Raw genomic sequence first — 11,962 nt, forward strand, 5'->3', positions numbered from 1 at the left:
CGGCGGCGCCCGCCGGGGGGCGGCCCCGACCCGCGCTGGTGGACCCGTGACGCCTCTCCCGTTCTTCGTGTACGGCACCCTCCGCCCCGGCGGGGTCAACCACGGCCCGTTCCTGGGCGGGCGGACCCTGCGCGAGGAGCCGGGCCGGCTGCCGGACGCGGTGCTGTACGACGGCCCCGGCTACCCGTTCGCCGCGGAGGGGTTCGGCCCCGGGGTCGAGGTGCGCGGGGAGCTGGTGACGGCCCTGCCGGAGGCGTACCCCGGGCTGCTCGCCGAGCTGGACCGGCTGGAGGAGTACACGCCGGGTGATCCGCGCAATCTCTACGAGCGGGTGGCCCGGGAGGTCGTCCGGGAGGCGGACGGAGCGGCGGTGCGGGCCTGGGTGTACGTCGCCGCGCCCGCCGTGGCCGCGCGACTGCGGGCCCGGGGGCGGCTCGTCGAGGGCGGCGACTGGTTCCGCCGCCGGCCGGGCCCGTCCTCACGGGCGCGGGCCCGCTGAACGGCCGTCCGCTGCGCCCCGGGCCCGTGTCGGAGCCGACCTGGAGTGACGGGCCGGCCTTGGCGACGGGTCGCCCCTTCGCGGTGGGCCGGCCCTTCGCGGTGGGATCGACTCCCGCGGTGAGTCTGACTCCCGCGGTGGGCCTGACTCCCGCGGTGGTGGTCACGCCGAAACGGGGCGACGCTCCGGAGCGGGTTGCCCCTCCGACGCGGGTCGACGCTCCGGTACCGGCTGCTGTCGAGGGGGCGCCCGTTCACCGCGGCGCGCCCCGGGCACCCGGGCCCCGGGCCCTGTCCGGAGCCCCCGTTCCGGACCGGCCACCTCACGCGTCGGGCGTGCGCGTTCCGCGACTCCTCCGGGTCAGGGCCTCCTGGACGCGCGGTCGCGCGTACACGCCGGCCAGGCCCAGCGCACCGGCCCCGAGCAGCCACGCACCGGTGACCACGTCCTCGCCCGCCGCGCGCTGCACCTCCCGCTGCTCCTCGAAGGTCCGCGTCTCGCGAGAGCCCCGTTCGGGACGGCAGGTGTCTCCGGGATGCATCCGCGAGGGGTGCGACTCGCCGTCCGGGCCGAGGTTGAACCAGGGGCAGTGGACATCTTCACGGCCCGCCCCGTCCAGCACGCCCCCGCAGGACTGGACGGCACCCCACATCACCAGGACCCACAGCACCGACAGGACTGCGGTCCGGCCCCTGGGCCTCATCCGTCTCACCGGCTTCACCGGCTCCACCCCCTCCCCGTACCGCACGGTAGTGCCCTGCCCGGCGCACCCGGGGCGTGGGCCGGTCACCCGTTCACCGTCGCGGGACCCGTCCGTTCGGGGTCCGTTCCGCCGCTCGGCCGCCGGGACGCCGGTGACCTGCCGAAACGCGGCGCGGGCGGGCCACGGCCGGCGGCGCCTGACACCCGTTCAGCCCGCGTCCTGACGCCCCCTCAGGGAGCGGTCGGGGCCCACCGGCACTTTCCTCTAAGGAGCAGGGCGCGTCCGACGGCGGCACATGGGGGTGCCGCGGGCCGCGGCCCGTTCGTGACGTCGAGGAGCATCGATGCGAGGTTCCGCCCGGCTGCTGGCCGGCACCGTGCTCGCCGTGGCCACCGCGGGGGCCCTGGTCTCCCCCGCGCAGGCCGCCCCGGCGGGCCATCCGTCCGGCACCTCGGCGGGCGGCCTGGAGGTGTATCCCTCCTCGGCCGTCCCGGGGGACCACGTCAGCGTGAACACGGCGGCGTGCGGGGACGACGGTGCGGCGGCGGGTGACGCGACCGCCGTCGGCGCGGGCCGGTTCACGCTCGCGCCGACCACGCACGAGCAGAAGCTGGTCGGCCGGTTCCGGGTGCCGCCGAGCGCGGTGCCGGGGACGTACGAGATCGTCGCCCGGTGCTCCGAGAACGACCGGCGGGTGACCGGGGACCTGGTGGTCACCCTGACGTCCGCCGGACAGCAGGTGGCCCCGCGGGGCAGTGTGAAGACGGGGGTCGGTGGCGCTCTGGGCCCCGATCCCGCGCGGACCGCGGCCGGTGTGGCGGCCCTTGCCGTCGCCGCCGCGGGCGGTACCTGGCTCCTGCATCGCCGGGCGAGAGGCGACGGGATCTGACGGGCACCCTCCGCTGCCCGTCCGCCGGTACCGCATGTCCCCTCCCCCTCCGGGTCCGACGCCCCTCGCGGCCCGGAGGGGGTACGGGGACGCTTCCAGAAAGGGGTCGGTCCGTCATGCGCCGAAGGCTCCGACCGTTGCGCGGGCCGGGGAACACGGCCATAGCGGCCGTCACCGTGCTCGCCCTCTGCTCCGGCCTGTGGCTGCTGCGCGACGGGCCCGCCCCGCACGCCCCGCCCCAGCCGTCCGCCGCCCAGGCCCACGCCGGGGACGACGACCGCAGCGGCCCGGCCGCGGCGCCCGCGCTGCCGCCGTCCCCGCCGGAGCGGATCCGCATCCCCGCGATCGACGTCGACGCCCCGCTGACGGGGCTGGGGCTGACCCCGTCCGGCAGCCTGGACGTCCCCCCGGCCGCCCGGAAGAACCTCGCCGGCTGGTACGAGGCCGGGACCACGCCCGGTGAGACGGGCACCGCGATCGTCGCGGGCCACGTGGACAACGCCGAGGGCCCGGCCGTCTTCTTCTCCCTGGGCGCGCTGCGCAAGGGCAGCACCGTGGAGGTGGAGCGGCGGGACGGCCGGGTCGCCGTGTTCACCGTCCACGCCGTCGAGGTGTACGACGCCCGGGACTTCCCCGACGCGAAGGTCTACGGCGCCGCGCAGCAGCCCGAGCTCCGGGTCATCACCTGCGGCGGCGGCTACTCCCGCGCCACGGGCTATCGGGGGAACGTGGTGGTGTACGCCCACCTGACGGGCAGCCGCTGACCCGGCGCGGGCGGAGGCGGGGCGGAGCACGTCGCTCCCGGCCCGAGCCGCCGTCACCGTCACCGTCACCGTCGCCGTCACGTCGGCGCGCGGGGGCCTCGGTCGCCCCGGGCGGCCGGGGCGCGGTCCCGGCCCGGCGGTACGGCGCCTACGGGGTCCCGTCCCGGTGTCTCAGGCCAGCCACTGCTCGTACGCCAGGTTCGCCACCAGGGCGAAGACGACCACCAGCAGGACGACGCGGACGAAGCCGCTGCCCCGCTTCAGGGCGGTGTGCGCGCCGAGGGTGCCGCCCGCCAGGTTGAACACGGCCATCAGTGCGGCGAGCTGCCACAGCACGGCGCCCTGCCAGGCGAACATCGCGAGGGCGCCGGCGTTGGTGCAGCAGTTGACGATCTTGGCGGTGGCGGACGCGGTGACCAGGTCGAGGTGGAGCAGGGCGGTGAGCGCCAGGACCAGGAAGGTGCCGGTGCCGGGGCCGACGAGTCCGTCGTAGAAGCCGATGCCGAGGCCGGCCAGGCCGATCGCCGCCAGGGTCCGGCGGCGGCTCACCGGGCCGGGCGCGGGGGCGGTGGTGCCGAAGGCGGGGCGCAGGATGACGAAGGCGGCCACCGCGAGCAGCACCACCATGATCACCGGCTTGAGGACCTCGGTGCTCATCCCGGCCGCGAGGAACGCGCCGCCCGAGGAGCCCGCGAGGGCGGCCAGGCCGATGCGGACGGCGGTGCGGACGTCGACCGGTGCCTTGCGGGCGTAGGTCACCGCCGCGCCGGTGGTGCCGACGATGGCGACCGCCTTGTTGGTGCCCAGCGCGTGCGCGGCCGGGGTGCCGGCGGGCAGGCCGAGCAGCAGGGCCGGCAGGAGCAGCAGCCCGCCGCCGCCGACCACGGCGTCGATCCAGCCGGCGGCGAGCGCCGCCACGCAGAGCAGGACGACGGCGGTCAGGGAGATGTCGGGCATGCCCGCGACCCTACGAACAGATAGTTGGTACGTCCATCAAGATGAGCGTTTCCTGAGGTTGACGGTGCTCACACCCCGGGCCGGGGCCCTCGGACCAGGTTTCCCGGGACCGGGCTCCCCCGGCGCCGGGTCCCCCGATCGCCCCTCACAGCCGTCCCGCTCCCCCGCTGAGCGCAGCGTTCCGCGCGGGAAACAGCCGGGATGCGACCGGGAAACACCCGCCCCGCAGGCTCGGTGCATGACCTCGAACGAGCGTGTGGTGGTGATCGGCTCCGGCCTGGCGGGCGTCCGCCTCGCCCGGCGGCTCGGCGAGCTGGGCCTCCCCGTGACGCTGATCGGCGAGGAGGAGCACCCGCCGTACAACCGGGTGCTGCTCGCCGAGGTGCTGGCGGGGCGCTACCGCCCCGAGGTGATCGCCCTGCCCGCGCCCGCCGAGCCGGTCCGGGGCCGCGTCACCGGCATCGACCGCGCCGCGCGCACCGTCACCCGCGCCGACGGCACGGTCACCGGGTACGGCCGGCTCGTCCTGGCGACCGGCTCCAACCCGGTGCTGCCGCCGCTGCGCGGACTGTTCACCGCCGGCCGCGAGCTGCCCGGGGGCGTGCACGCCTTCCGCACCCTGGACGACTGCCTGAACCTGTCCGCGGCCGTCCGGCCGGGGACGCGGACGGTGGTGATCGGCGGCGGACTGCTGGGCGTCTCCGCCGCCCGGGCGCTGGCCGCACGCGGTGCGCAGGTGGTGCTCGCCCAGCAGGCCGAACGTCTCATGGAACGCCGCCTCGACCCGGCCGCCTCGGCCCTCGTCGAGCGGTACCTCACCGGTCTCGGGGTGGAGGTGCACACCGAGTGCCGGGTGCGGGACGTGCGCTCGGTGGGCGGCACGGTCCGTTCCGTGGAGCTGGCCGACGGGTACGCGCTGGACGCCGACCTCGTGGTGCTGGCCTGCGGGGTGCGCCCGAGGACCGGGCTCGCGCGGGCCGCCGGACTCGACGTCGACCGGGGTGTCGTCGTCGACGACCGGCTGCGCACCTCCGACCCGCACATCCACGCCGTCGGCGACTGCGCCCAGCACGCCGGCACGGTCTACGGGCTCGCCGCCCCCGCCCTGGAGCAGGCCGACACGCTCGCCGCGCTGCTCGCCGGGGACACCCGCGCCCGCTACACCGGCACCCGCTCCCTGACCCGGCTCACCCTCGCCGGAGCGGAGGACCCCTTCGACCTCGCCGCGTTCGGCGAGACCGACGGGCGGCCCGGCGACGACGTCGTCCGCCTCGCCGACGCGACCCGGGGCACCTACCGCAAGGTCGTCGTCCGCGAGGACCGGCTGGTCGGCGGGGTGCTCGTCGGCGACCTCGGCACCGTCGGCGCCCTCGCCCGCGCCTGGGAGGGAGCAGAGCCGCTGCCCTCCGCCGGCGGTCCGCTGCTCCACCTGCTCACCACTGACGGAGGCTGCTGATGTCCACGACGGTTCCGCCCGCCCCCTCCCGCCCGACCCTCGTGCTCATCGGCCACGGCATGGTCGGCCAGCGGTTCCTGGAGGAACTCGCCGAGCGCGGGGTGACGGCCACGCACCGCGTGGTCGTGCTGTGCGAGGAGCCGCGGCCCGCCTACGACCGGGTCCGGCTCACCTCGTACTTCTCCGGGTCGACGCCCGAGGACCTGTCGCTGACGGACCGGGCGTTCCTCGACGCGCACGGCATCGACCTGCGCGTCGGGGACCCGGCGGAGCGCGTGGACCGGGCGGCCCGCCGGGTGACCGCCCGCTCCGGGCTGGTCGTCGGCTACGACACGCTGGTCCTGGCCACCGGCTCCTCCCCGTTCGTGCCGCCGGTACCCCACCGGGACGCCGAGGGCTGCTTCGTCTACCGCACCATCGAGGACCTGCTGGCCATCGAGGAGTACGCGCGCGGGTCCACGACCGGTGCGGTGGTCGGCGGCGGGCTCCTCGGACTGGAGGCGGCGGGTGCGCTCCAGGGCCTCGGACTGGACACGCACATCGTGGAGTTCGCGCCGCGCCTGATGCCGGTGCAGGTCGACGAGGGCGGCGGCGCGGCGCTGCTGCGCACCGTCGAGGGCATGGGGCTGAGCGTCCACACGGGCGTGGGCACGCAGGAGATCCTGACCGGCGCCTCGGGCGCCGTCACCGGCATGAAGCTGTCCGACGGACGTGAACTGCCCACCGACATGGTGGTGTTCTCCGCCGGGGTCCGCCCCCGCGACCAGCTCGCCCGGGACTGCGGTCTCACGGTCGGCGAGCGCGGCGGCATCACCGTGGACGAGCAGTGCCGCTCGGTCACCGACCCGCGCGTGTTCGCGATCGGCGAGTGCGCCCTGGCCGCCGACGGCCGGGTGTACGGCCTGGTCGCGCCCGGCTACGAGCAGGCCGGGACCGCCGCCGCGGCCATCGCCGGGGACGCGTCCGCCTTCACCGGCGCGGATTTGTCCACCAAGCTGAAGCTGCTCGGCGTCGACGTGGCGTCCTTCGGCGACGCCCACGGCACCGCCGGCGACTGCCTCGACGTCGTCTACTCCGACTCCCGGGCCGGCCTCTACAAGAAGCTGGTCATCGGCCGCGACGGCACCCTGCTGGGCGGCATCCTGGTCGGCGACGCGGAGGCGTACGGCACGCTGCGCGCCTTCACCGGCTCGGTACCGCCGGTGGCGCCCGAGACCCTGGTCCTGCCCGCCGGCTCCGGGGCCCCCGCACGGCTCGGCCCGGCCGCACTGCCCGACGACGCGGTCGTCTGCTCCTGCCACAACGTCACCAAGGGCACCGTCCGCGGGGCGGTCACCGAGCACGCGTGCACCACCGTGCCCGAGGTGAAGAAGTGCACCAAGGCCGGTACCGGCTGCGGAAGTTGCGTCAAGGTGCTGGGCCAGCTGGTCGACGCGGAGCTGGAGGCGAGCGGCGTCGAGGTCGACAAGGGCCTGTGCGGCTGCTTCCCGCAGACCCGCCAGGAGCTGTACGAGATCGTCCTCGCCCTGCGCCTGACCTCCTTCCGGGAGCTGCTCGACCGGCACGGCCGCGAGGCGGCCCGGGGCGGCGACGGCTGCGAGGTCTGCAAGCCGGCGGTCGGCTCGATCATCGCCTCCCTCGCCCCGGCCATCGGCGCGAGCACCCACGTCCTGGACGGCGAACAGGCCGCCCTGCAGGACACCAACGACCACTTCCTGGCCAACCTCCAGAGGAACGGCTCGTACTCGGTCGTGCCGCGCGTCCCCGGCGGGGAGATCGCCCCCGAGAAACTGATCGTGATCGGCGAGATCGCCCGCGACTTCGGCCTCTACACGAAGATCACCGGCGGTCAGCGGATCGACATGTTCGGCGCCCGCGTCGAGCAACTGCCCCTGATCTGGGCCCGCCTGGTCGACGCCGGCTTCGAGTCCGGCCACGCCTACGGCAAGTCGCTGCGCACGGTGAAGTCCTGCGTGGGACAGACCTGGTGCCGCTACGGCGTCCAGGACTCCGTGCGCATGGCGATCGACCTGGAACTGCGCTACCGGGGCCTGCGCTCCCCGCACAAGCTCAAGTCGGCGGTCTCCGGCTGCCAGCGCGAGTGCGCGGAGGCGCAGTCGAAGGACTTCGGCGTCATCGCCACCGCCAACGGCTGGAACCTCTACGTCGGCGGCAACGGCGGCGCCTCCCCGCGCCACGCGGACCTGCTCGCCCAGGATCTCACCGACGACGCGCTGGTCCGCCTGATCGACCGGTTCCTGATGTTCTACCTCCGCACCGCCGACCGCCTGGAGCGCACCAGTGTCTGGCTGGAGCGGATCCCCGGGGGCCTGGACCACGTGCGGGACGTGGTCGTCCACGACTCGCTCGGCATCTGCGGTGAACTGGAGGCGCTGATGGCCGCCCACGTCGCGCACTACCGCGACGAGTGGGCCGAGACCCTCCGCGACCCCGGGAAACTGGCCCGCTTCGTCTCCTTCGTGAACGCCCCCGACACCCCCGACCCGGTGGTCGCCTTCGTCCCGGAACGCGACCAGATCAAGCCCGACCTGCCCCTGCTGAACATCGGCCTGCGCCCCGCCGACGACCTCCTGGAAGGAAGCGCCACGCGATGACCCTGGCACTGGAGACCACCGATCTGAAGGTCCGGCTCCGCCTGGCGGACGCCTGGTTCGCGGTCTGCGACCTGAGCACGCTGCTCCCGGGCCGCGGGGTGGCGGCCCTCCTCCCCGACGGCCGCCAGGCCGCCGTCTTCGCCGACCGCACCGGCCGCCTGTACGCCATCGACAACCGCGACCCCTTCACGGGCGCCGCGGTCCTCTCCCGCGGTCTGACCGGCACCCACCGGGGCCGCCCCTTCGTCGCCTCCCCGCTGCTCAAGCAGCGCTTCGACCTGGAGACGGGCCGCTGCCTGGACGACGACGCGGTGCGGGTGACGGCCTACGAGGTGGAAGCGGCGTGAGCACCCCGCAATGACAGACGTCCTGTCGAACCCACCGCAGGACCACTCCTCCTGCCGGCGGCGGAGGACCTGAAGATCCGCGAAGCTGTCGCGGACCGCCGGCCCTCGCCTTGACGGACGGCTACCGGGCGGTCACGTCACGTTCGCATCACGGGTCCGTCATAGGGGCACAGCACACCACAGTCCCTCCCCTAACGTCGGCATCCCACATCCGGCGGACCGCCAGGGAAGCGGTCGTGCCGCCGGACATCCGCACACCGCTGGGGGGCTCCCTGTGACCGTGTTCCGTATGCCTGCCGCCGTGACCGTGGCCGTCGCCGCCGTCGCGCTCGCCGTCGTTCCCGCCACCGCCGTGGCCCACGACGGCGCCCACCCGTTCAAGAACTGCTCCGAGGCGTACGCCGCCGGGTACGAGAGCATCGCGAAGGGCGACGACCACTACGGCAAGCACCTGGACCGCGACAACGACGGCGTCGGCTGCGACCAGCCGCCCGCGGACTTCGTCCCGCACAACGACGACGACAAGCCCGCCGGCGGCACCGGCAAGGACACCGGCGCCGGTTCCGGCACCGGTTCCGGCGCCGGGGAGCAGGGCGGTGCGGACCTCGCGGAGACCGGCGGCAGCAGCGCCACCCCGTACCTCGCGGCGGGCGGCGCGGCCGTCCTGCTGGCGGGCGGCGGCGTGCTGTTCGCGGCCCGCCGGCGCCGCGGCGACACCGGCTGAGGCGCCCCGCACTACAGGCCGGAGGGCGGCTCCCCCGCACGGGTGCCGCCCTCCGGCCGTTCGTGATCCGGAGCCGCTGCCGATCGGTGAGGGTGGTCGGGTGACAGACAGCGGCTCCGGGGTCGTGCGCCCCGGGCGGGGTCAGCGGTGGTCGCTGCCCTCCGAGGTGACCGCGGCGCGGCCAGCCTCCAGGCGGGCGACCGGGATGCGGAACGGGGAGCAGGAGACGTAGTCCAGGCCGACCTCGTGGAAGAAGTGGACCGACTCGGGGTCACCGCCGTGCTCGCCGCAGACGCCCAGCTTCAGGTCGGGCCGCGTCGCGCGGCCGGCCTTCGCGGCCAGCTTCACCAGGGAGCCGACGCCGTCCTTGTCGATCGTCTCGAACGGCGACACCCCGAAGATGCCCTTCTCCAGGTAGGCCGTGAAGAAGCTGGCCTCCACGTCGTCCCGGGAGAAGCCCCACACCGTCTGGGTGAGGTCGTTGGTGCCGAAGGAGAAGAACTCCGCCGCCTCGGCGATCTGACCGGCGGTCAGCGCGGCGCGCGGCAGCTCGATCATCGTGCCGACGGACAGCTTCAGCGAGGTGCCGGTGGCCGCCTCGACCTCGGCGATGACCTGGTCGGCCTCCTCACGGACGATCTCCAGCTCCTGGACGGTGCCGACCAGCGGGATCATGATCTCCGCCCGCGGGTCGCCCTTGGCGCCCCGGCGCTCGGCCGCCGCCTCCGCGATGGCCCGCACCTGCATGGTGAACAGGCCGGGGATGACCAGGCCGAGCCGGACGCCGCGCAGACCCAGCATCGGGTTCTGCTCGTGCAGCCGGTGCACGGCCTGGAGCAGGCGCAGCTCGTTCTCGTGCGGCTCCTGCCGGGACTCGGCGAGCGCGACGCGCACCGACAGCTCGGTGATGTCGGGCAGGAACTCGTGCAGCGGCGGGTCGAGCAGGCGGATGGTGACCGGCAGGCCGTCCATCGACTCGAAGAGCTGCACGAAGTCCTGCCGCTGGAGCGGCAGCAGGGCCTTCAGCGACTCCTCGCGCTCGTCCTCCGTGTCGGCCAGGATCAGCCGCTCGACCAGTTCGCGGCGGTCACCGAGGAACATGTGCTCGGTGCGGCACAGGCCGATGCCCTGGGCGCCGAAGCGGCGGGCGCGCAGCGCGTCCTCGGCGTTGTCGGCGTTGGCGCGCACCCGCAGCCGGCGCTTGCGGTCGGCGAACGCCATCATCCGGTGCACGGCCTCGACGAGTTCGTCGGCGTCGTCGGCGCCCGGGTGCATCCGGCCCTCGAAGTACTCCACGACCGGCGACGGCACGACCGGGACCTCGCCCAGGTAGACCTTGCCGGAGGAGCCGTCGATGGAGATCAGGTCGCCCTCCTCGACGACGTGCCCGCCGGGCACCGTCATCCGCCGGCGCTTGGTGTCGACCTCCAGCTCCTCGGCGCCGCAGACACAGGTCTTGCCCATGCCGCGGGCGACGACGGCCGCGTGGGAGGTCTTGCCGCCGCGGGAGGTGAGGATGCCCTCGGCGGCGATCATGCCGTCCAGGTCGTCGGGGTTGGTCTCACGGCGGATGAGGATGACCTTCTCGCCGGAACGGGACCACTTCACGGCGGTGTAGGAGTCGAAGACCGCCTTGCCGACGGCCGCGCCCGGGGAGGCGGCGATGCCGCGGCCCACCTGGGCGACCTTGGCGTCCTCGTCGAAGCGGGGGAACATCAGCTGGGCGAGCTGGGCGCCGTTGACCCGGCACAGGGCCTCGGCCTCGTCGATCAGGCCCTGGTCGACCAGCTGTGTGGCGATGCGGAAGGCGGCGCCCGCGGTGCGCTTGCCGACGCGGGTCTGGAGCATCCACAGCTGGCCGCGCTCGATGGTGAACTCGATGTCGCAGAGATCCCGGTAGTGGTTCTCCAGGGTCTCCATGATCTGCATCAGCTGGTCGTACGACTTCTTGTCGATCGTCTCCAGCTCGGCCAGCGGCACGGTGTTGCGGATGCCGGCCACGACGTCCTCGCCCTGCGCGTTCTGCAGGTAGTCGCCGTACACGCCCTGATGGCCGGAGGCGGGGTCACGGGTGAAGGCGACGCCGGTGCCGGAGTCCGGGCCGAGGTTGCCGAACACCATGGAGCAGATGTTGACGGCGGTGCCGAGGTCGTGCGGGATGCGCTCCTGGCGGCGGTACAGCTTGGCGCGGTCGCCGTTCCAGGACTCGAAGACCGCCTTGACGGCGAGGTCCATCTGCTCGCGCGGGTCCTGCGGGAAGTCCCGGCCGGCCTCGGTCTTGACGATCTTCTTGAACTTGGTGACCAGCTTCTTGAGGTCGGCGGCCTCCAGTTCGGTGTCGACCGTGACCTTCTTGGCCGCCTTCGCCGCCTCCAGCGCGTCCTCGAACAGCTCGCCGTCGACGCCCAGCACGGTCTTGCCGAACATCTGGATCAGGCGCCGGTAGGAGTCCCAGGCGAACCGGTCGTCGCCGGCCTGCTTGGCCAGGCCCTGCACGGACTTGTCGGACAGGCCGATGTTCAGGACGGTGTCCATCATGCCGGGCATGGAGAACTTGGCACCGGAACGGACCGACACGAGGAGGGGATCGTCGGCCTGGCCCAGCTTCTTGCCCATGGTCTTCTCCAGGGCGTCGAGGTGCGCACTCACCTCGTCCCGGAGGGCGGGCGGCTCCTCGCCGCTGTCCAGGTAGACCTTGCAGGCTTCCGTGGTGATGGTGAAGCCGGGTGGCACCGGGAGACCCAGATTGGTCATCTCGGCGAGGTTGGCACCCTTGCCGCCCAGCAGGTCCTTGAGGTCCTTGTTGCCCTCGGTGAAGTCATAGACGAACTTCACGCTGTCAACACTCTTACCGTGCCCAGGTACCTGGGGATCTTTGTTTTCCGACACGGGTCTCGACTCCTCGAGGACGCGGTGGCTGCCCTGACGGCGAGGAATGTACCCAGATCGAAGGCTCGTGGATACGTCCACCGACGCGTCATGCGCCTGTAACCACCTGCTCGCCAGTG

10 protein-coding genes are annotated in these 11,962 nt (G+C 73.9%); 7 read left to right on the forward strand and 3 right to left on the reverse strand.

The features are described from left to right. The first annotated feature begins 46 nt into the window (after nucleotides 1-46). The gene (locus AB0F01_RS03095; protein WP_362089356.1) at nucleotides 47-499 is read left to right on the forward strand and encodes a gamma-glutamylcyclotransferase family protein; all 453 of its coding nucleotides are present in this window, start codon (nucleotides 47-49) and stop codon (nucleotides 497-499) included. 322 nt (nucleotides 500-821) lie between these two features. Here AB0F01_RS03095 and AB0F01_RS03100 read toward each other — a convergent pair whose 3' ends face one another. Continuing rightward, a complete protein-coding gene (locus AB0F01_RS03100) occupies nucleotides 822-1,202 on the reverse strand; it encodes a hypothetical protein (RefSeq protein WP_362089358.1) in 381 nt (126 codons plus the stop codon). 343 nt (nucleotides 1,203-1,545) lie between these two features. Between AB0F01_RS03100 and AB0F01_RS03105 the strand changes: the two genes are divergently transcribed. Both AB0F01_RS03105 and AB0F01_RS03110 read left to right on the forward strand, forming a co-directional pair. Then, nucleotides 1,546-2,091, forward strand: coding sequence for a hypothetical protein (locus AB0F01_RS03105; protein ID WP_362089360.1), 546 nt, complete (start codon nucleotides 1,546-1,548; stop codon nucleotides 2,089-2,091). A 116-nt stretch (nucleotides 2,092-2,207) separates the two neighbouring features. Beyond that, a complete protein-coding gene (locus tag AB0F01_RS03110; protein WP_362089361.1) occupies nucleotides 2,208-2,855 on the forward strand; it encodes a class F sortase in 648 nt (215 codons plus the stop codon). A gap of 171 nt (nucleotides 2,856-3,026) precedes the next feature. On the opposite strand, the gene AB0F01_RS03115 is transcribed toward AB0F01_RS03110, so the two are convergent. Further along, nucleotides 3,027-3,812, reverse strand: coding sequence for a TSUP family transporter (locus AB0F01_RS03115; protein ID WP_362089363.1), 786 nt, complete (start codon nucleotides 3,810-3,812; stop codon nucleotides 3,027-3,029). A gap of 238 nt (nucleotides 3,813-4,050) precedes the next feature. On the opposite strand from AB0F01_RS03115, the gene AB0F01_RS03120 reads away from it, so the two are divergent. The 4 genes from AB0F01_RS03120 (at nucleotide 4,051) to AB0F01_RS03135 (ending at nucleotide 8,954) form a co-directional block, all read left to right on the forward strand. After that, on the forward strand, nucleotides 4,051-5,268 hold the full coding sequence (locus AB0F01_RS03120; RefSeq protein WP_362089364.1) for an FAD-dependent oxidoreductase: 1,218 nt from the start codon (nucleotides 4,051-4,053) through the stop codon (nucleotides 5,266-5,268). Then, nucleotides 5,268-7,883 carry a nitrite reductase large subunit NirB gene (gene nirB / locus AB0F01_RS03125; RefSeq protein ID WP_362089366.1) on the forward strand — a complete coding sequence of 872 codons (2,616 nt, stop codon included), beginning with the start codon at nucleotides 5,268-5,270 and terminating at the stop codon, nucleotides 7,881-7,883. Before AB0F01_RS03120 ends, nirB begins: the two co-directional genes overlap by 1 nt. Beyond that, nucleotides 7,880-8,230 carry a nitrite reductase small subunit NirD gene (gene nirD / locus AB0F01_RS03130; RefSeq protein ID WP_362089368.1) on the forward strand — a complete coding sequence of 117 codons (351 nt, stop codon included), beginning with the start codon at nucleotides 7,880-7,882 and terminating at the stop codon, nucleotides 8,228-8,230. The genes nirB and nirD overlap by 4 nt, the downstream gene beginning before the upstream one ends. A gap of 289 nt (nucleotides 8,231-8,519) precedes the next feature. Further along, nucleotides 8,520-8,954 (forward strand): excalibur calcium-binding domain-containing protein, encoded by a 435-nt coding sequence (locus tag AB0F01_RS03135; protein WP_362089369.1) that lies wholly within the window; start codon nucleotides 8,520-8,522, stop codon nucleotides 8,952-8,954. Nucleotides 8,955-9,095: 141 nt separating this feature from the next. Here the strand turns inward: AB0F01_RS03135 and ppdK are convergent, their stop codons facing one another. Continuing rightward, nucleotides 9,096-11,843 (reverse strand): pyruvate, phosphate dikinase, encoded by a 2,748-nt coding sequence (gene ppdK, locus AB0F01_RS03140; RefSeq protein ID WP_362089371.1) that lies wholly within the window; start codon nucleotides 11,841-11,843, stop codon nucleotides 9,096-9,098. Between the last annotated feature and the right edge of the window lie 119 nt (nucleotides 11,844-11,962).

The sequence above is a fragment of the Streptomyces sp. NPDC029526 genome (assembly GCF_040637405.1).
Lineage (GTDB): Bacteria > Actinomycetota > Actinomycetes > Streptomycetales > Streptomycetaceae > Streptomyces.